This is a genomic window from Xanthomonas sp. F10, assembly GCF_014206815.1.
In the GTDB taxonomy this organism is placed as follows: domain Bacteria; phylum Pseudomonadota; class Gammaproteobacteria; order Xanthomonadales; family Xanthomonadaceae; genus Xanthomonas_A; species Xanthomonas_A indica.
Window position 1 is genome coordinate 552221 of record NZ_JACHNP010000001.1, and the last position, 20822, is coordinate 573042.

General features: G+C 68.9%; 12 protein-coding genes. 6 read left to right on the top strand and 6 right to left on the bottom strand.

The window, feature by feature from the left end; translation table 11 throughout:
• The first annotated feature begins 129 nt into the window (after nt 1-129).
• Nucleotides 130-1611 carry a glycine betaine/L-proline transporter ProP gene (gene proP / locus FHR56_RS02450; RefSeq protein ID WP_160946176.1) on the top strand — a complete coding sequence of 494 codons (1482 nt, stop codon included), beginning with the start codon at nt 130-132 and terminating at the stop codon, nt 1609-1611.
• A 403-nt stretch (nt 1612-2014) separates the two neighbouring features.
• Here proP and FHR56_RS02455 read toward each other — a convergent pair whose 3' ends face one another.
• Nucleotides 2015-4207: a hypothetical protein gene (locus FHR56_RS02455; protein WP_184502581.1), complete on the bottom strand. Its 2193-nt coding sequence runs from the start codon at nt 4205-4207 to the stop codon at nt 2015-2017.
• 387 nt (nt 4208-4594) lie between these two features.
• Here FHR56_RS02455 and FHR56_RS02460 point away from each other — a divergent pair, with 387 nt between their 5' ends.
• On the top strand, nt 4595-6115 hold the full coding sequence (locus FHR56_RS02460) for an acetyl-CoA hydrolase/transferase family protein (protein ID WP_160946174.1): 1521 nt from the start codon (nt 4595-4597) through the stop codon (nt 6113-6115).
• Between the two features lie 942 nt (nt 6116-7057).
• Here FHR56_RS02460 and FHR56_RS02465 read toward each other — a convergent pair.
• The 5 genes from FHR56_RS02465 to FHR56_RS02485 form a co-directional block, all read right to left on the bottom strand.
• The gene (locus FHR56_RS02465; RefSeq protein WP_160946173.1) at nt 7058-7369 is read right to left on the bottom strand and encodes a GIY-YIG nuclease family protein; all 312 of its coding nucleotides are present in this window, start codon (nt 7367-7369) and stop codon (nt 7058-7060) included.
• 517 nt (nt 7370-7886) lie between these two features.
• The gene (locus FHR56_RS02470) at nt 7887-8960 is read right to left on the bottom strand and encodes a 3-deoxy-7-phosphoheptulonate synthase (RefSeq protein WP_017911936.1); all 1074 of its coding nucleotides are present in this window, start codon (nt 8958-8960) and stop codon (nt 7887-7889) included.
• A 499-nt stretch (nt 8961-9459) separates the two neighbouring features.
• Entirely contained in the window at nt 9460-12348 is a 2889-nt protein-coding gene (locus tag FHR56_RS02475; RefSeq protein ID WP_237473073.1) for a TonB-dependent receptor, read from the bottom strand.
• An 896-nt stretch (nt 12349-13244) separates the two neighbouring features.
• On the bottom strand, nt 13245-14891 hold the full coding sequence (gene groL, locus FHR56_RS02480) for a chaperonin GroEL (RefSeq protein WP_010340980.1): 1647 nt from the start codon (nt 14889-14891) through the stop codon (nt 13245-13247).
• Nucleotides 14892-15026: 135 nt separating this feature from the next.
• Entirely contained in the window at nt 15027-15314 is a 288-nt protein-coding gene (locus FHR56_RS02485; protein WP_010340979.1) for a co-chaperone GroES, read from the bottom strand.
• Nucleotides 15315-15594: 280 nt separating this feature from the next.
• Here FHR56_RS02485 and FHR56_RS02490 point away from each other — a divergent pair, with 280 nt between their 5' ends.
• From FHR56_RS02490 to FHR56_RS02505, 4 genes are all read left to right on the top strand, one after another.
• Nucleotides 15595-17370, top strand: coding sequence for an endonuclease (locus FHR56_RS02490; protein ID WP_160946172.1), 1776 nt, complete (start codon nt 15595-15597; stop codon nt 17368-17370).
• Nucleotides 17371-17530: 160 nt separating this feature from the next.
• A complete protein-coding gene (cutA, locus tag FHR56_RS02495) occupies nt 17531-17863 on the top strand; it encodes a divalent-cation tolerance protein CutA (RefSeq protein WP_160946171.1) in 333 nt (110 codons plus the stop codon).
• 4 nt (nt 17864-17867) lie between these two features.
• Nucleotides 17868-20162, top strand: coding sequence for a protein-disulfide reductase DsbD (locus FHR56_RS02500; RefSeq protein ID WP_160946170.1), 2295 nt, complete (start codon nt 17868-17870; stop codon nt 20160-20162).
• Nucleotides 20159-20752 (top strand): TlpA disulfide reductase family protein, encoded by a 594-nt coding sequence (locus FHR56_RS02505; protein ID WP_160946169.1) that lies wholly within the window; start codon nt 20159-20161, stop codon nt 20750-20752. Before FHR56_RS02500 ends, FHR56_RS02505 begins: the two co-directional genes overlap by 4 nt.
• Nucleotides 20753-20822: the final 70 nt, after the last annotated feature.

The following is a 20822-nucleotide window of genomic DNA, read 5'->3' on the forward strand; positions in this document are numbered from 1 at the left end:
TGTTGACGCGGCCATCCGGGATCGTGCCCCCGCAGACCAGTGCGGCGCCTGCGCGCCATTCCGTCTTGCTTTGCCCTGCGATGTGTGGGCCGGGGGTCATGACCTCACCGTTCCAGGACAGGAGAAAACATGTCGGAGTTCCACGCCCATTTCGGATGGTTCAAGCGCCGCCGCCAACTGCGGGCGGAAGAAGTCACCGTCGTCGACAAACCGATGCTCAAGCGGGCGGTCGGCGCGGCGGCGCTGGGCAACGCGATGGAATGGTTCGACTTCGGCGTGTACGGCTACCTCGCCGTGACCCTGGGCCATGTGTTCTTCCCCAGCACCAACCCGACCGCGCAGCTGATCGCCACGTTCGCGACCTTCACCGTGGCCTTCCTGGTGCGCCCGCTGGGCGGGCTGGTGTTCGGCCCGCTGGGCGACCGCTACGGCCGGCAGAAAGTGCTGGCCGCGACCATGATCCTGATGGCGCTGGGTACGTTCTCGATCGGCCTGATTCCCTCCTACGAGCGCATCGGCATCTGGGCACCGATCCTGCTGCTGGTGGCGCGACTGGTACAGGGCTTTTCCACCGGCGGTGAATACGGCGGCGCGGCCACCTTCATCGCCGAGTACTCCACCGACCGCAACCGCGGCTTCATGAGCAGCTGGCTGGAGTTCGGCACGCTGGGCGGCTACATCGCCGGCGCGGCCACGGTGACCGCGCTGCACTTCGCGTTGAGCGATGCGCAGATGCTCGACTGGGGCTGGCGCGTGCCGTTCCTGGTCGCCGGGCCGCTGGGCCTGCTCGGCCTGTACATGCGCATGAAGCTCGAGGAAACCCCGGCGTTCCAGGCCTATGCCGAAGAAGCGGAGAAGCGCGAGCACGACGCACCGGGCCTGGGCGCGCTGTTCCGCGTCCACTGGCCGCAGCTGCTCAAGTGCGTGGGCCTGGTGCTGGTGTTCAACGTCACCGACTACATGCTGCTGACCTACATGCCCAGCTATCTCAGCGTCACCATGGGCTATGCCGAGAGCAAGGGCCTGCTGCTGATCATCATCGTGATGCTGGTGATGATGCCGCTCAACGTGCTCGGGGGATTGTTCAGCGATCGCCTGGGCCGCCGGCCGATGGTGATCGGCGCGTGCATCGCGCTGCTGGTGCTGGCGGTACCGTGCCTGCTGCTGGTCGGCACCGGCAACGACTGGCTGATCTTCCTCGGCCTGATGCTGCTGGGCGTGGCGCTGGTGTGCTTCACCAGCTCGATGCCGTCGACCTTGCCGGCGCTGTTCTACACCCCGGTGCGCTACAGCGCGCTGTCGATCGCCTTCAACGTCTCGGTGTCGCTGTTCGGCGGCACCACGCCCCTGGTCACCGCGTGGCTGGTCGAACGCACCGGCGATCCGCTGGTGCCGGCGTACTACCTGATGGGTGCGGCGGTGGTGGGCATCGCGACCATGGTCTTCGTGCGCGAAACCGCTGGTCTGCCACTGCGTGGCTCGCCGCCGGCGGTGGCCAGCGAAGCCGAGGCGCATGCGCTGCTGCGCAGCGACGAGCCGTTGACCGTGGATCCGACCCGACCGGAACTGCCGCCGTCGCCGGAACCGCCGTCGCAGGCCATGCCGACCTGACGCGAGCGCGAGAGCTGCACGCTGGCCGCCCCCACGGTACGGCCAGCGCCGATACCCCCTGAACATGGCGCCTCGGCGCCACTGCGCCGGATGGTGGGATCGACATCCCATAGTCGCCCTCGCACCGCGTCCCACGCTCTCCCAGGACCGGGAAACAGGCAATAAAAAAGCCCGCTTGCAGCGAACTGCCAGCGGGCTTTGCTCCCTCCCCCACGTCGGGATGCAGGGCGATCTTGGGCGCTTTTTTGAGACATTGCACGCTGCAGTGCAAAACGATACTGGGCAGTACATTCTGCGGCGTTGGGGGAATGGGGAAACGGGAATCGGGAATGGGAAAAGCGGACGGATGTGCGCGTTACGCCTACGCACGAACACCACGCATGGCGCGACGTGTTCGCTGGCGTCAGGGCGATGCCGCCGGCGCCGGTGCCTCCGGCAGCCACGCCGGTTGCCGGTCGTACCATTCGCGCGCGCCAAGCAGATGCCATTGCCGTTGCTCGCCGCGCAAGGCCACGCCCACGCCGAGCACGCCCCAGCGCGCGTACAGATCGCCCTGGGTGCCGGCGTCGCCGACGCGCAGGCGCGCGCGCAACGCCACCCGTTCGTTCTCGGCGGCGACCCGATCCAGCCACAGTGCGTCCTTGCGCCAGCGCAGCTGTCCGCTGGCCTGCAGTTGCCCGGCGTCGGCCAGCTTCAGCAACCACGCCGGCGCATCGCTGTGCTGCGCGAACACCGCCAGTACCGGGCCGGCGTCGCGCATCTGCATCTGCACCTGCGCGTCTGCCTGCACCGGCGCCGCGGCGGCGATGCGGCCCTGCGGAATGCGCAGCGTCGCCCACCAGTCGCCCTGCTTGGGCTGGGTGCCGTAGCGCACGCCCTGCAGGCGTAGGGTGCTGCCGCTCAGGTCGAAGCGCTTGTCTTGCAGTTCGGCGCGGCGCAGCCGCGCGTCCAGGTCGAGATTGCCGGCCAGTTCCAGGCCTGCGGTCTGCAGCCGTGCCTGACGGCCGAGCACGCGCACTGTGCCCTGGCCGACCTGGCCGGACGCATCCAGCTGCAGGTCGCCGCTGAGCCGGCCATCACCGCCGAGCACGCGCACCTGCGCCGCCGGCAGGTAGCGGTTGTAGGCGCGCAGATCCGGCACGCGCGCGTCGGCGAAGCGCAACCGCGCCTGCAACGAATCGCGCAGAGTGGCCAGCGCGCCATCGCCCTGCAAGTCCAGTTGCAGGTTCTCGCCTTCGACAAAGCTGGCCTTGGGATCGTCCAGCGGCGCCAGCGCGAAGCGGCGCATGCGCACGTCCAGTTGCGTGCGTGGCTGTTCGGCAGTGCCGACGATGCGGCCGACCGCCTGCGCCTTGCCGCTCACGCGCACGCGCATGATCTCCGCCACCGCCTGCACGTCGGGCACGTCGAGGCGGCTGCCCGGCTGCAGCGCGCCCTGCCGCAGTTGCAGATCGGCGGCGACGTCGCCGCCGCCGTCGAGCTGGAACCAGGGCTTGCGCACCAGCAGGTCGCTGATCCAGTTCAACGATTCGAAATGCCAGCGCCCCTGCACGCGGCCGGAGGTACGCGGCAGCAGCGCCGCCGGGTCGGCGAACGGTATCTGGCGTCCGGCGATGTGTAGGTCGGCATCGAGCATGCTGCGCGGATCGACCTGGCCAGGCAGGCGCGCGCGGGCGCGGAGGGTGTCGCCCTCTACGCCCAGCAGCAGCGCCAGCACGCCCCGATCGGTGGCGCCGACACCCGCATGCAGCGGCACCCGCCAATTGAGCGTGCTGCCGGGCTGCAGCGCGCCGCGCAGCAGGTGCAGGTCGGCCTGGATGTGACCGAGCCCAGGTTCGGTGCTCAGCTTGGTGGTGTCGCCGGCGGTGTCGATGCGCAGGGCCACGCTGCGCCCGTGCACGCGCAGCGCCAGGTCGGTGATGTCCAGCTTGCGCAACCCCGGCGCCTGCGCGCGATAGTGGCGCGGGAACGAGAAGCGCGCATCCAGCGTGGCCTGGTCGGCGATCTGGCGTTTGCCGTAGCGCACGCTGGCGTCCTCGAACACGATCTGCGAGCGGAACAGTTCCGACGGGCCGCCGCGCAACTGCTTGAGGAAGCCGACGGTGCCGTGGCCCTTGCCCTCGATCGCCAGTTCGCCGAAGCGGGCGCGGCGCAGCGTGCCGCTGTGGATCGCATCGAAGCGCAGGGTCCAGCCCTGGTCGCTGGGGGGCGGCGGCGGGATCATCTCGTCGACGCGGTCCATCTCGCCGACCACGTTCACCGCCTCCATCCACGGCAGGCGTACCTCGCGATGCAGCAGCGGCAGCAGCGCGATGCGCGCGCTGGCGCGGTCGGCACGCACCTGCCAGACGTTGCGCTGCACGTGGCCGCGCATGCGCACGTTCCAGGCGGTGATGAAGCCGGGCAGTACGGTGACGGCCGGCCCGGTGTGCATGCGGAACTTCTCCGGCTTGCGGTTGGTGGCCAGGTCGAACAGCGGCGTGTTGAGGAACACGTTGCCGGCCAGCAGGTACAGCAGGTAGGCGATCAGCAGGCCGCGCAGGAGCAGGCGCCAGCCGCGCGGCAGACGCCGGTAGCGTGCTTGGACAGCCGTCAGGGGGCGGGCGAGGAGCGGCACCGCCGCACTATCGCCGCGGCGTGGCGTGGAAGGCGTGAAAGCCACCGTGGCACGTACCCAGCGTTGTGTGGCAATGCACGCTGGCCGCCAGATCGCCGCCGTTGCGCCGGCTGCATGCGCGCTGCATCCCGCCGTCCTAAAAGGAGAAGGGAGAAGCTAGCGCCTCTCTCTCACCGGGAGAGGGGTTGGGGTGAGGGCCTGGCGCGCGAAGCGCCGTAACCATCGCGCAGACCGTGGCATGCGTGCGTTGCGCGGCGCCCACGTGCATGGCCGCGCGGCAGGCGCAGAAAGTGGGGACGCGCCCCAGCGCGGGCCCCGGCCCGATCCGCGATAATTGCCGTCCCCTTCCCACGCCATGGTCGCCGCATGTCTGCCGAACGCATCCTCCATCCCCGCCTGCGCGAACGCATCGTCAGCGCCGAGGCCGCGGCGGCGTTGATCCAGCCCGGCGAGACGGTGGCGATGAGCGGCTTCACCGGCTCGGGCTATCCCAAGGCGGTGCCGATGGCGCTGGCGCAGCGTATCGAGGCGGCGCACCTGCAGGGCCAGTCCTTCAAGATCCAGCTGATGACCGGCGCCTCCACCGCACCGGAGTTGGACGGCGCGCTGGCCAAGGCCGATGGCATCGCCCTGCGCATGCCGTTCCAGTCCGATCCGGACGCGCGCCAGCGCATCAACGCCGGCAGCCTGGACTACATCGACATCCACCTCAGCCACGTCGCCCAGCACGTGTGGTTCGGCTTCTACGGCGAGATCGACACCGCGGTGGTGGAAGTGGCCGGCATCCGCGAAGACGGCAGCCTGATCCCGTCGACCTCGGTCGGCAACAACAAGACCTGGCTGGACCTGGCGAAGAAGGTGATCGTCGAGGTCAACGACTGGCAGCCGGCCGGCATCGACGGCATGCACGACGTGTATTACGGCACCGCGCTGCCACCACACCGCAAGCCGATCCCGCTGGTGCATGCCGACGACCGCATCGGCGAGCCGTCGCTGCGCTGCGACCCGGACAAGATCGTGGCGGTGGTGCGCACCCACGGCCCCGACCGCAACAGCCCGTTCACCCCGGCTGACGCCACCAGCCAGCGCATCGCCGAACACCTGATCGCGTTCTTCCAGCACGAGGTCAGCAAGGGCCGGCTGCCGCCCAACCTGTTGCCGCTGCAGTCGGGCGTGGGCAACATCCCCAACGCCGTGCTGGCCGGACTGGCCAGCAGCGGCTTCCGCGATCTCAGCGCGTTCACCGAGGTGATCCAGGACGGCATGCTCGACCTGCTGCGCAGCGGCGTGCTCAAGGTCGCCTCGTGCACCGGCTTCGCATTGAGTCCGGAGGCCAACGAGGAATTCAAGCGCAACATCGACTTCTATCGCGAGCGCATCATCCTGCGCACGCAGGAGATCTCCAACCATCCGGAACTGGTGCGGCGGCTGGGCTGCATCGGCATGAACGGCATGATCGAGGCCGACCTGTACGGCAACGTCAACTCCACCCACGTGATGGGCAGCCGCATCATGAACGGCATCGGCGGCTCCGGCGACTTCGCGCGCAACGGCTTCCTGTCGATCTTCCTCAGCCCTAGCACGGCGAAGAACGGCAGCATCTCCTCGATCGTGCCGATGGTCAGCCACGTCGACCACACCGAGCACGACGTGTCCATCATCGTCACCGAGCACGGCCTGGCCGACCTGCGCGGCCTGCCGCCGCGGCAGCGCGCGCAGCAGTTGCTCGCGCACTGCGTGGACCCGAGCTACCGCGCGCAGCTGCAGGACTATTTCGACCGCGCCCTGCACGCCAGCTACGGCAAGCACACCCCGCACTTGCTGCCCGAGGCACTGTCCTGGCACCAGCGCTGGCTGGACACCGGCACGATGCACGCCAGCGGCTGAGCGGCGCGTCGGCGAAAAGTGCTCCTGCGACGGTTGGCGATGGTTCCGGTGGAGGCTCAGTGAGTAACTGCGGGACCGCGCGTCGGGACTGAAGTCCCTCCCACAGTGCAGCCCTCTTTCATCCGATATCTGCGCGGATACCGAGCGCCGTCGTAGGAGCGGCTTCAGCCGCGACAGGCTTTTCCGAGGTCGCGCTTGAAAGCGCTCCTACAACTGTTGGCGGTGGTTCTGTTGGAGGCTCACCGACCAACTGCAGGACCGCGCGTCGGGACTGAAGTCCCTCCCACAGTGCGGCCCTCTTTCATCCGACATCTGCACCGATGTCGGCGCCGTTGTAGGAGCGGCTTCAGCCGCGACAGGCTTTCCCGAGGTCGCGCTTGAAAGCGCTCCTACAACTGTTGGCGGTGGTTCTGTTGGAGGCTCATCGACTAATGGCGGGACCGCGCGTCGGGACTGAAGTCCCTCCCACAGGGCGGTCCTCTTTCATCCGATATCTGCACCGATGTCGGCGCCTTCGTAGGAGCGGCTTCAGCCGCGACAGGCTTTCCCGGGGTCGCGCTTGAAAGCGCTCCTACAGCTGTTGGCGATGGTTCTGTTGGAGGCTCATCGACCAATGGCGGGACCGCGCGTCGGGACTGAAGTCCCTTCCACAGTGCAGCCCTCTTCATCCGATATCTGCGCGGATATCGAGCGCCATTGTAGGAGCGGCTTCAGCCGCGACAGGCTTTTCCGAGGTCGCGCTTGAAAGCGCTCCTACAACTGTTGGCGGTGGTTCTGTTGGAGGCTCATCGACCAACTGCAGGACCACGCGTCGGGACTGAAGTCCCTTCCACAGTGCAGCCCTCTTCATCCGATATCTGCGCGGATATCGAGCGCCGTCGTAGGAGCGGCTTCAGCCGCGACAGGCTTTCCCGGTAACGCCTCTCGCGGCTGAAGCCGCTCCTACGGCATTGCGGGTTCGGCGGCCGGTTCCAGACTGTCGGGCGCTGGCGCGGGTTCTGCCGTGGACAGGAACGCCAGCTTGCGGCCGCGTGGCAACTGTTTGAGCGCGTACTCGGCGCGCGAGGCGGCGGCGCGGTCCGGGTAGGCACGGCTGGCCAGCAGGCGCACCGGCGGGTTGGCGCGGGTGTACTTGGCGCCCGTGCCGCGCAGGTGCGCCTGGAAGCGTGCCTGCAGGTCCGGGGTGATGCCCGCGTAGTAGCTGCCGTTGCGGCATTCGAGCAGGTACAGGAACCAGGGCGAGTCGGTGGCCATGCAGGCATTATCGACACGGTGGCCGGTTTCGCCAGCAGCGGCGTCCGCACATGCGCGCATGCGACTTAGGGCATCACCTGTTGGCCAGACCCCCCGGCGTCGGCCAGCGCTGCGCTGGCGGCATCGGTCAGGTGCCGGCCTTCGGCGGTCAGCTTGACCCCACGCGCTGGCGCTGGAACCGCGTGGCGCCGCGCAGGGCCTGGTGCGTCCGGCAGGCGATCGCCGCTATCCCCAAGCCCATCAATCGCAGCGCGTACCCCAACGCGCCAATTCCGCGCCGTCGCGCTGAACCGGCGACAACCGGCTTTAACGCGCTGCGAACACCTTGCCAGCTTCTGCCACACACCGTCATACCGCCGCCACCGGATGGGCGGATAACGTCATCACCGGCACGCAGCCGTCGACACCGAAGCTCTCTCCCTTCGCATTCGGCGGCGCGTCCGGCCCCTCTTCGGGGCGCCATCGCCCTCCACGCACGCAGCCGGTCAGGCTGCGTGCGCTTCCCCAACCACCGCCCTCAGGCCGCCTGCGCCACGCGCGCCTGCCGGCGCGCGCGCACCGCCTGCGCCAGCCGCTCCAGCACCTGCACCGAGCTGTCCCAGTCGATGCAGCCGTCGGTGATGCTCTGGCCGTAGACCAGCGGCTGGCCGGCGACCAGGTCCTGGCGACCGCCGCGCAGGTGGCTCTCGACCATCGCGCCGACGATGCGGGTCTGCCCGGCCTCGAGCTGGCGGGCGATGTCCTCGATCACCTTGGGTTGGTTGTCCGGGTTCTTGCCGCTGTTGGCGTGGCTGGCGTCGACCATCAGCCGCGCCGGCAGGCCGGCCTTCTCCAGCACCTGCGCCGCCGCGGCCACGCTGTCGGCGTCGTAGTTGGGCTGGGTGCCGCCGCGCAGGATCACGTGGCAGTCGGGATTGCCGGCAGTCGCTGCGACTGCGGTCTGCCCGTCCTTGGTCACCGCCAGGAAATGGTGCGGGTGCGAGGCCGCGCCGACCGCGTCGACCGCGATCTTGACGTCGCCGCTGGTGCCGTTCTTGAAGCCCACCGGGCACGACAGGCCCGAGGCCATCTCGCGGTGCACCTGGCTCTCGGTGGTGCGCGCGCCGATCGCGCCCCAGGCCACCAGGTCGGCGATGTACTGCGGCGAGATGATGTCGAGGAACTCCACGCCGGCCGGCAGGCCGAGGCGGTTGATGTCGCGCAGCAGGCCGCGGGCCAGGCGCAGGCCCTTGTTGATGTCGAAGCTGCCGTCGAGGTTGGGGTCGTTGATCAGGCCCTTCCAGCCCACCGTGGTGCGCGGCTTCTCGAAGTACACCCGCATCACGATCTCCAGCGCGTCGCCGTAGGTCTCGCGCAGCGGGCGCAAGCGCTGCGCGTATTCCATCGCCGCGACCGGGTCGTGGATCGAGCAGGGGCCGATCACCACCGCCAGGCGGTCGTCGCGGCCGTGCAGGATCTCGTGCAGCGCCGCGCGCGCGGCGGTGACGGTCTGCGAGGCTTCTTCGTCGCAGGGCAGCAGCGCCTGCAGTTGGGAGGGCGGGGTCAACGGTTCGATCTTGCGGATGCGCAGATCGTCGGTGTGGGGGGCCATGTGCGTGTCTCGTCGGGGGCTGGGTGGGGGCCAGATCCGGCGGCATGAAAAAAGCCGCCAGGTTCGCTGGCGGCTTTCGGGATTGCGGCTGAAGTTTCCTTCAGGGTGAACGCGATCCTTCCTCCGCCAGCGGCATCGGAAAACCGTAGTACCAAAAGTAAAAGCTGCGGCAGGAAGCGTTCATGGGACGTAGTGATAACACAGGGTTTGCGGCGGCGCCACAGTTGCATCAGCAACTTGTGGAGCCGGGAAAGGGGAACCGGGAATGGGGATTCGGAAAAGCGGTTCAATGCGGCGGCAGGGCCGTGAGGTCGCCGTCATCGCGTAGGGGCGTTTGACGCGTGGGTTCTTGCGTGGCGCTGCGCGCTCCGGACCCTAGCCGCAACCCTCTCCCGGTGGGAGAGGGGCTAAAGCGTGTTGCCGCATGTTGCGTAGCGCCGCGTCGACTTCAGCGCCGACCAAAACCAATCCCGAATCCCCACTCCCCAATCCCGGCCCCTCAGAAATCCAGCACATATTCCGCCGCCACCTCGCGGCCGATCGCGTCGTACAGAGTGGTGTTGTAGAACTGGTAGCCGTAGTAGCGCTCCTTGTTGTCGTAGCCGACGGTGTTGAGCACGTTGTTGATGTACAGGTTGACCTTCATCTTCGGGGCGATGCGGTAGCCGGCGGTGAGGTTCCAGTACAGCGCCGGACCGACGCGGCCGAAATAGCGGCTGGTGCTCTCGCCGAAGTGGCGGTTGCCGCTGTCGGTGACGCGGCAGGCGTCGGAGGGGCTGGGCTGGTAGCCGTCGTCGAAGCGCGTACACGTGCCCCAGTTCACCGCCTGGGTGGAGCCGAAGCGCTTGACGTACACAGTCAGGTCCAGCGGGCCGCCGTTCTCCCAGTGCACGCTGCCGCGCAGCTTGCTGCGGATCTTCTGGTCGCGCAGGTTCTTGTCGTCGTCGGTGCGGTAGGTCTGCTCGTGGTAGCCGATCAGGTTGTTGTAATCCAGGGCGAAACTGAAGTTGCCCCAGCGCGCGGTGTTGAGGCGGTACTTCAGCGAGGCATCGACGCCGGACACATGCATCTGCGCGATGTTGATCGGCCCCTGCTCGATGCCGGTGACGCGGCCGGCGGCATCGCGCGCCACGCGCGAGAGGATGCGCGCGCAGTACTCGGCGCCACCGGGATTGATCCACACGCCGCCGGCGGTGGTCAGGCCGGTGCGGCAGCCGGCTTCGGCGCTGAGCACCTCGTCGCGGTTGAGGTCCTTGATCAGGTCCTGCAGCCGGATCCGGTAGTAATCCGCGGTCAACGACAGGCCTTCGGCGATGTCCCAGACGAAGCCGGCGGTGACCGAGCGGCCGTGCTCCGATTCCAGGTCCGGGGTGCCGCGGCGGTTGACCTGCATCAGGTAGAACACGTCGCTGTTCTCGGCGCTGCAGCCGCCGGTGAGGTAATAGCCCTTCTGGATGCAGCGGTACTGGTCGATCACGGTCTGCTGGGTGGAGCTGGGCTCGCCGAGCACGTAGTGCATGTCCGGGGCACGGAAACTGGTGGCGACGCTGCCGCGCAGCAGCAGCGTGCTCAGCGGCCGCCACTCCAGGCCGGCGCTCCAGGTGGTGTCGCGCTGGGTGCCGATCGCCGCGCCGAGGTCGCTGCCGTAGGCACGGTAGTCGCCATAGCGGTCGTGACGCGCGGCGAGGCTGGCGTTGAGCTTGGACAGCAGCGGCACGTCGAACTCGATGCCGCCGGAATAGCGCAGGCGCTCGCCGCCGCCGTAGTCGACCACGTCCAGCGGATAGCAGGTGTTGGCGCACGGGTCCGGCGCCAGCCGGTAGCCCTGCTTGGCCACCTCGCCGACCGCGGCGAACTTGATCGGCCCGGCCCAGCCCTGCAGCAGCTCGCCGGTGATGTTGGCGCTTGCCTGGTTGACCCAGGAATCGGCGCGGTTGTGCGCTTTTACCGCTAGGTCGTCGTACTGCGCGCCGGTCAGTGGTTGGTACCAGCGCGACTCGTCCAGGTCGTAGATCGGTGTGCCGTCGGCAGTGCTGCCCAGTTGCGGGCCGAGGAAGTAGGCCGTGGCCTTCTGCGTGTCCACGGTGCGCACGTATTCGTCGACGGTGTAGCGTGCGCGGCCCACCGCCACTTCCCAGTCGAAGCGATCGGCAAGGCGGCCCTTGAGGCCGGCGCTCAGGTCCCAGGACAGTTCCTTGGTGATGTTGGCCAGGTTCTTCCAGCCACCGGCCTCGAAGCGGGTCAGCTGGCGGATCGCGTACAGGTCGCGGTCGCTGCCGGTGTCGTGGAACGGGCCGAGGTAGACGTAGGGCGGGTCGTAGGTCCAGTAGCCGAGACTCTTGGTCGTGGACAGCGTGCTCCAGGCCTGCACGCCATTGTCGAATTCGAAGGTGCCGTACAGATAGGCCGAGCCGCTGTCGCCGCCGCTGGCGGCCAGCCAGTCGGCGTAGTCATGGGCCATGCCGCAGTAGCCGCCGAGGTTGCGCACGGTGTCGCTGTTGTAGTCGTAGCTCAGCCGCTGCGCGTCGATGAACTGGCCGCCGAAGCGTGCGCAGGTGCCGCTGGGCGGCGCCAGGCGCGTGTTGTCGCCGGCATCGACCAGGCTCAGGCCGGTGAATGGATTGAAGCCGTACTTGCGCGCCTGCGCGGTCCAGTTGCTGTAGGACTCGTCGTCCTGATCGTCCATCTTCGGCCGCTCGCCGACCGAGAGCGGATCGCGCCGGGTCCACTGCAGTGCGTAGGTCAGGTTCCACTTGTCGCCGCTGCGGCCGCCGACCCAGGACAGGTCGACCACGTCGCGCCCGCCGGCGGTGGCGGTGCCGCCGCGCAGGCGCACCTGGTTGCCTTCGTAGCCCTGCTTGAGGATCACGTTGATGACGCCGGCGACCGCATCCGAGCCGTAGATCGCCGAGGCGCCGCCGGTAAGGATCTCGATACGCTCCACCGCGGCGGAGGGAATGTTGGCGTAGTTGGCGAAGTTGCTCTCGCCGGCGTAGGGCTGCGGGTAGTCGGCGACGCGATGGCCGTTGACCAGCAGCAGCGTGCGCCCGGGGCCGAGGTCACGCAGGCTCACCGGCGAGGCATTGGGCGTGTGCGAGCCGTACTTGGTGTCGGCCTCGACGCTGCCCTGCTGGTTGAGCGTGCTGAGCACGTCGTAGACGGTGAGAAAGCCTTCCTGCTGGATCTGCTGCGCGCTGATCGTCAGCACCGGCTCGGCGCCCTCCACCTCCGAGCGCTTGATCCGCGAACCGGTCACCACGACCTGGCCCAGGTCGGTGGCGGCGGCCTTGGGCGCGGCGGTGTCGGCGTCCTGCGCGCGCGCCTCGACGGCGCCGTACAGCGCCAGCACGATGCCGAACGCAAGCGTGGTGGATGAGCGAAGTGGCATGCGATGTCCCCCGGCGGCGGATGGAAGCAGCGCCGTGCGAACACGACCTGCGGCGTCCTCTTCGCTGCGCCGCGCCCATGGCCGAGCCGCACGTGCCGCGGGCACGCGCCACCCTGCGCCGGCCACGGCGCACAGAAGAAGACGAACATGCGGGCGTGCAGATCCCCCTGGACGCCCGTGCGCCCTAACCTGCATGGCGCTGAAAACGCTGTCAACACGCGGCCGCATCACGCGTGTAGACGATTGCGTGTTGTGCGCGATTCGCCGCGCAGCGCGCCGATTCCCGCCGCATTGCGGTCGCGGGCAGTGCCAGCCGCAACGCTGGCGGAGACGCTGCTGGCAACGATGGGCTGACGCGCATTGCGATCGCGTGCCCCTCTCCCGTTGGGAGAGGGGTTGGGGTGAGGGTCCGGCGCGGCGTCTCGCGTTGTTTGGCGCATGGCGGGACGCCTAGATTTCTCATCCCGCCTGTCGGGGCACTGCCGCCTGGCGCGCCTGTGCCGCGCCTCGGTTGGGGAGATCGCGCGAGCGCGGCTGCAGGCAGCTTCCAGAATGCACTTCGCTGCTTGTCGCTGCTTGTCGCGGCTCGGCGAGACACGCCGTTGCCCTCGCAGGAGCGGCTTCAGCCGCGACGGGCATTGCCGGTAACGCTTCATCGCGGCTGAAGCCGCTCCTACAGCATGGTTCCCTCGTCTTTGCCGAAGTGCCCTACAGACGCTCGCCAAGCAGGTTCTGCGGCGACGCGACCGGTGGATGCGCCGCGGCGTGGCCAGGGCGTACGAACGCGCGGACAAGCGCATCGGCATGCCACCATGTCGATGGCACAAAAAAAGAGCCCCGCATCGCTGCGGGGCTCCTTTCGATTGCGTGGAACAGGTCGGCCGAAGCCGGCTGGATCAGAAATCCATGCCGCCCATGCCGCCCATGCCGCCACCCATGCCGCCCGGCGCGGCCGGCTCTTCCTTCTTCGGGGCCTCGGCCACCATCGCTTCGGTGGTGATCATCAGGCCGGCGATCGAGGCGGCGTTCTGCAGCGCCGAACGGGTCACCTTGGTCGGATCCAGGATGCCGAACTCGACCATGTCGCCGAACTCGCCGTTGGCGGCGTTGTAGCCAAAGTTGCCGCTGCCTTCCTTGACCTTGTTGAGGATCACGGACGGCTCTTCGCCGGCGTTGGTGACGATCTCGCGCAGCGGCGCTTCCATCGCGCGCAGCGCGATCTGGATGCCGTGGGTCTGATCTTCATTGGCGCCCTTCAGCTCGCCGATCGCGCTCAGCGCGCGCACCAGCGCCACGCCGCCGCCCGGGACCACGCCTTCTTCCACCGCCGCGCGGGTCGCGTGCAGGGCGTCTTCGACGCGCGCCTTCTTTTCCTTCATCTCGATCTCGGTCGAGGCACCGACCTTGATCACCGCCACGCCGCCGGCCAGCTTGGCCACGCGCTCCTGCAGCTTCTCGCGGTCGTAGTCCGAAGAGGTCTCTTCGATCTGCGCCTTGATCTGCTTGATGCGCGACTCGATCGCCGAGGTGTCGCCGGCGCCGTCGATGATGGTGGTGTTCTCCTTGGAGACCTGCACCTTCTTGGCGCGGCCCAGGTCCTTGATGGTCGCCTTCTCCAGCGCCAGACCCACTTCCTCGGAGATCACGGTGCCGCCGGTCAGCACGGCCATGTCTTCCAGCATCGCCTTGCGACGATCGCCGAAGCCCGGAGCCTTGACCGCCACGACCTTGACGATACCACGGATGGTGTTGACCACCAGGGTCGCCAGCGCCTCGCCTTCCACTTCCTCGGCGACGATCAGCAGCGGCTTGCCGGCCTTGGCCACGCCTTCCAGCACCGGCAGCAGGTCACGCACGTTGGAGATCTTCTTGTCGTGCAGCAGCACGAACGGGTCGTCCAGGTCGGCCTGCTGGCTCTGCTGGTTGTTGATGAAGTACGGCGACAGGTAGCCGCGGTCGAACTGCATGCCCTCGACCACGTCCAGCTCGTTCTCCAGGCCCGAGCCTTCCTCGACCGTGATCACGCCTTCCTTGCCGACCTTCTTCATCGCGTCGGCGATGATGTTGCCGATCGACTCGTCGGAGTTGGCGGAGATGGTGCCGACCTGGGCGATGGCCTTGTCGTCGGCGGTGGGCTTGCTGATCTTCTTCAGCTCGGCCACGGCGGCCACGACGGCCTTGTCGATGCCGCGCTTGAGGTCCATCGGGTTCATGCCGGCGGCGACCGCCTTGGAACCTTCGCGGATCAGCGCCTGCGCCAGCACGGTGGCGGTGGTGGTGCCGTCGCCAGCGTTATCGGAGGTCTTGGAGGCGACTTCCTTCACCATCTGCGCGCCCATGTTCTCGAACTTGTCGGCCAGTTCGATTTCCTTGGCGACGGAGACGCCGTCCTTGGTGATGGTCGGGGCGCCGAAGCTCTTCTCGAGCACGACGTTGCGGCCCTTCGGGCCCAGGGTCGCCTTGACGGCATTGGCGAGGATGTTGACGCCGCGCACCATGCGCGAACGGGCGTCTTCACCGAAACGGATATCTTTGGCAGCCATGTGTATTGCTCCGGGATTCGTGATTGGGGATTAGGGATTCGCTAGAGCGGAATTCGGGGGAGATGTCGGGTCGCGCGGCGCCTGGCGCCTTTGCCAATCCCGAATCCCGATTCCCGAATCCCGCGATCGGCGGCTTCAGCCGACGATCGCCAGCACGTCGTCTTCGCGCAGCACCTTGTACTCGACGCCTTCGGCCTTGTAGCTGGAACCGGCGTACTGGCCGTAGATGACCTTGTCGCCGACCTTGAGCGCCGGGGCGCGCACGCTGCCGTTGTCCAGCGGCTTGCCGGCGCCGACGGCCACGACTTCGCCCTTGGTGGACTTTTCCTTGGCCGAATCCGGGATCACGATGCCGCCGGCGGAGATTTCGTCGGCTTCGATCGGCTTGACTACGACGCGGTCGTGAAGCGGCTTGATGCTCATTGAGAGAGACCTCTTAAGTGATTGATTGGTCTAGGAAAGGCCGGCGATGTTAGCACTCGCCCATGACGACTGCCAGCAACGCTCGCGAAAAAACCCGGTAGCGCCGGGATGCGCCTGATGTAGTGCCGTGGCCGGCGCTTTCAAGGGCTGCGGGCAAAAAATTTTTGCCGAAGACGTGCCTTGCGTGCCAAGCAGTGACCGAATCCCGTCACAGTGTCACAGAGGCAGGCTAGGCTGAGCCCGGACCCAGGGGGGGATCCGTCACCAAAAGGAGTTGTCGATGAAGCCATCCGCCGTTGCGCTGCCGCTGGCCTGCCTGCTCGCCCTTGCCGGGCCGGCCCAGGCTGCCGTATTCATCAATGAATTGCATTATGACGATGCCACCGCCGCCGGCGACACCGACGAAGGCGTGGAGATCGTCGCCACCGCCGGGGAGAGCCTGAGCGGCTACCGCGTCTATCTGTACAACGGCAGCAACCCGAGCTCGGCCACCGCCTACGCCAACAGCGCGGTGCCGGCCGGCAACCTGGTCAGCTGCGGCGGGCAGGTGCGCATCGCCACGGTCAGCTATGCCAGCAACGGCATCCAGAACGGGCCCAACGATGGCCTGGCGCTGGTCGACGGCAACGGCAAGGTGGTGCAGTTCCTCAGCTACGAGGGCAGCATCACCGGCGGCGGCGGCCCCGCCGCGGGCATGACCAGCCAGAACCTGCCGGTCAGCGAGAGCAACAGCACCCCGGCCGGCACCTCGCTGCAGCTGCGCGGCAACGGCAGCGCCGCGGCCGATTTCAGCTGGAGCGACAGCGCCACCAGCACCTTCGGCGCCTGCAACAACGGCCAGACCTTCGCCGGCGGCAGCAGCAATGCCGCGCCGACCGTGACCGCCACCACCCCGACCCAGGGCGCCACCGACTTCCCCGCCGCCGGCGACCTGGCGGTGACCTTCAGCGAGGCGGTGAGCCTGGCCAGCGGCGCGTTCGGCCTGAGTTGCCAGCAGTCCGGCAGCGTGGCGCTGACCTACCCCAGCAGCGGCACCCAATTCGCGCTGTCCACCAACACCGCACTGAAGGCCGGCGAGAGCTGCACCCTGAGCATCGTCGCCGCACGTGTGAGCGATGCCGACGGCGCGCATCCGGCGCAGGACCGCAGCGTCGCCTTCAACGTCGCCAACGGTTCCGGCGGCGGCGGCAGCGGCGCCGGCACCTATTATTCGCACGTCAACACCTCCAGCCCGAGCCAGCTGCGCTGCTCGCTGCACGAGACGATCAAGGGCCATACCGTCTACCCGTACAGCAGCAGCTCCGGCACCGATACCTGGGCCATCCTGGAGATCGCCGACGAGGATCCGAACAACAGCCAGCGCGTCCTCGACGCCTACCGCAACCGCAGCTACGCCAAGGGCACCGACCGTGCCGGCAGCGGCAGCGGCCTGAAGTACAACCGCGAGCACAGCTGGCCGAACTCGCTGGGCTTCGGCACCTCCACCGGCAACAAGGGCCTGCCCTACGCGCCGTACACCGACACCCACATGCTGTACCTGACCGACGCCACCTGGAACGCCGACCGCGGCAACAAGCCCTACGCCAAGTGCGACAGCAACTGCGGTGAGCGCGCCACCGAGGCCAACGCCGGCTTCGGCGGCGGCAGCGGCCGCTACCCGGGCAATTCCAACTGGGTGCGCACCCCGGACGGCAACAGCGGCACCTTCGAGGTGTGGGACCACCGCAAGGGCGACATGGCGCGTGCGGTGATGTACATGGCGATCCGCTATGAAGGCGGGGTCGACGCCAAGACCGGGCAGTCTGAGCCGGACCTGGAGCTGACCGACGACCGCAGCAAGATCGTCAAGACCTCGTCCTCGCCGGCCTACATGGGCCTGCTGTCGACCCTGATCGCATGGAGCCAGCAGGATCCGCCGGACGACGCCGAGCGCGCCCGCAACGAGGTGATCTACAGCTTCCAGGGCAACCGCAACCCGTTCATCGACCACCCCGAGTGGGCGACCTCGTCGCTGTTCACCTCGGCCAAGCCGGCCAGTTGCCAGTTGCTCAACTGAGCCGTGTTGCCTCGCCCGCTGCGGCTGCAGCGGGCGGGGATGATCAGCCATTCGGCTGCTGAAAAGCCGGGGATGTGCGAGTTGGGATTGGGGATGCGCGGCGGCCGGCCATGGACCGGCGCCGCCAAAGCGCGGCCGGCATCCCTATACTGTCGGCCGCATGTCCGCGCCCGCCCTCCGCTTGCTGCTCAGCACCTGCCCCGATCCGGCCAGCGCCGCGCGGGTCGCCCAGGCGCTGGTCGACGAGCGCCTGGCCGCCTGCGTCAGCCGCCTGCCTAGCGTGCAGTCCACCTACCGCTGGCAAGGCGCGGTGGAACAGGGCGAGGAAGTGCTGCTGCTGATCAAGACCGCCGCCGACCGCCTGCCTGCCCTGCAGCAGCGGCTGTGCGCGTTGCATCCCTACGAAGTCCCCGAACTGGTCGAACTCGAGGTCGCCGGCGGCCTGCCGGCCTACCTGCAGTGGGTGCATGCCGAAACCCGTGAGGAACCGTAAGCCGATGACCCTGCTGCACCGCCTCGCCGCCCTGTGCCTGCTGGCCGTGGCCGCCTTCCCCGCCCTGGCGATCAGCGAAAAGGACTTGCTGCCGGTGGACCAGGCCTTCGCGCTCAGCGCGCAGGCGCCCGAACGCGGCCGCATCGCGCTGCACTGGGACATCGCCAAGGGCTATTACCTGTACCGGCACCGCATCGCGGTCAAGGTGATCGGCGGCTTCAGGCCCAACCCGACCCTGCAGCTGCCGGCCGGCCACAAGAAGACCGACCCGTACTTCGGCGAGGTGGAGACCTACCGCGACGCGCTGAACGCGGTGCAGAGCGGCATCGCCGACCCCGACACCGACCGCGTGCAGGTCGAGGTGCGCTACCAGGGTTGCGCCGATGCCGGCGTGTGCTACCCGCCGCAGAAGCGCCTGCTCGAGGTGACCCTGCCGGCCGCCACCGCCACCGCCACCGCCGCTGCCGATCCCACGCCGGCGCCGGCCGCGATGGGCGGGCTGCCGGGCAGTGGCCTGGGCGCGAGCATTGGCGCCAAGCCGCTGTTCGGCGCCGGCGCCGGCGCGGTGCAGGGCCTGCCCCTGCCCTCGGACCAGGCCTTCCACTTCGAAGCCATCGTCGGCGACGGCAATACCCTGCTGCTGCGCTTCACCCCGGCGCCCGGCTACTACCTGTACCGCGACCGCACCGCGCTGGCGCTGGAAGGCGCGCCCGGCATCCGCACCGGCATGCCGCGCTGGCCCAAGGGCAGTTCGCACCAGGACGAACACTTCGGCAAGGTCGTGGTGTACTTCGACCAGACCGAGGTCACCGTGCCACTGCAGCGCCAGCGCGCCGACGCCGCCGCCGCGACCCTGGTGGCGACCTTCCAGGGCTGCCAGACCGACGGCATCTGCTACCCGCCGATGACCCGGCGGGTGAAGCTGGCGCTGCCCAAGGGCACCGTCACCCCGGCCGACCAGGCCGAGGTGAGTCCGCTGCTGGTGACCCCGCTGGACAGCCGCCAGGCCGATGCCAACGACGCGGCCGCCGCCACGGCCGCCGACGCCCTGCCGGCGACGCCGGACGCCTCGGCGCACAACGCCGCGCGCAGCGCCGCACCGCCGGCGGCCACGCAGAACCTGCTGTGGATCCTGCTGCTGGCGCTCGGCGGCGGCCTGCTGCTGAACCTGCTGCCGTGCGTGCTGCCGATCCTGTCGCTGAAGGTGCTGGGCCTGGCGCAGAGCGGCGAGAGCCGCGGCCGCGCCCGCAGCCATGCGCTGTGGTACACGCTGGGCGTGCTCGCCTCCTTCGCCGTGGTCGGCGGCATCGCCGTGGCCGCGCGCCTGCTGTGGGGCTTCCAGCTGCAGCGCCCGGGCTTCGTCGCGGTGCTGGTGTACCTGATGTTCGTGGTCGGGCTGAGCCTGTCGGGCGTGTTCACCCTCAGCGCCAACCTCGGCGGCGTCGGTCAGTCGCTGTCCACGCGCAGCGGCCCGGTCGGCGACTTCTTCACCGGCGTGCTGGCCTGCGTGGTATCCAGCGCCTGCATCGGCCCGTTCATGGGCCCGGCGCTGGGCTATGCGCTGACCGCGCCGCCGGCGATGGCGATGCTGGTGTTCCTGACCCTGGGCCTGGGCCTGGCGCTGCCGTTCCTGCTGATCGGCTTCGTGCCGTCGCTGGCCAAGCGCCTGCCCAAGCCGGGCGCCTGGATGGAGACGCTCAAGCAGGTGCTGGCGTTCCCGATGTACCTGAGCGCGATCTGGCTGCTGTGGGTGCTGGGCAAGCAGCGCGGCGTGGACGCGGTGGCGCTGCTGCTGATCGGCGCCACCCTGCTGGCGCTGGGCCTGTGGTGGTTCGAGCGCGCGCGCTGGCGCGGGCATGCGCTGGGCACCCGCATGGCCAGCGTGTTGCTGCTGCTGGCGCTGCTGCCGGCCTGGGGCGTGACCCGGCTGCCGCCGCCCAGCGCCAGCGTCGAGCGCAACACCGTGGCCTATTCGCCGCAGATGCTCGACCGCCTGCGCACCGACAACCGCGTGGTGTTCGTCAACATGACCGCCGACTGGTGCGTCACCTGCAAGGCCAACGAGCGCAACGTGTTCGACAGCGACGCGTTCCGCGACACCATCAAGCGGGTGGACGCGGTGTACATGAAGGGCGACTGGACCAACGAGGATCCGCGCATCAGCGCCTTCCTCGCCGAGCACAAGGCGGTGGGCGTGCCGCTGTACGTGGTGTACGGGCCCGGCGCGCCGCCGACGGTGCTGCCGCCGGTGCTGAGCCAGGCGGTGGTCGAGGACGCCCTGCTGCGCGCGGCGCGATGACCCCCGCCAGCGCGCGCCTGCTGGCGGTCGCCGCGGTGGCGGCGGTGCTCGGCGTGGCGGCGGCGCACTGGTGGGAACGGCGGACGCCGGCGATGGCCCCGGCAACGTCCGCCACGGCCAGCGGCCATGCGGCAGCGCCGCCGGTCGCCGCGGCGCGCCCGGGCGATCCCGCCCCGGCGCTGCGCCTGCCCACGCTCGACGGCGGCCAGCTGACCCTGGCGCAGTTCCGCGGCCGGCCGCTGCTGGTCAACGTGTGGGCGAGCTGGTGCGAGCCGTGCGTGCGCGAGATGCCGGAGCTGGACCGGCTGGCGCGCGCACAGCCCACCGACGGCCTGCAGGTGCTGGGCATCGCCCTGGACCGTGCCGAGGACGTGCGCGCCTTCCTGCAACGGGTGCCGATCGGCTACCCGATCGCGCTTGAGACCCCCGGCCCGGCCGACGCCAGCGTGCGCCTGGGCGACATCCAGGGCCTGCTGCCGTACAGCGTGCTGATTGACGCCGACGGCCGCATCGTCAGGCAGAAGCTCGGCCCGTTCGCGCCGGGCGAAGTGGAGGGCTGGGTGGGCGGTGGCGCCCAGCCGCCACGCTAGCCGGAAGAGCGCTGGACGCGCTCGCGTAGGAGCGGCTTCAGCCGCGACCAGACATTACCGGTAAAGCCCG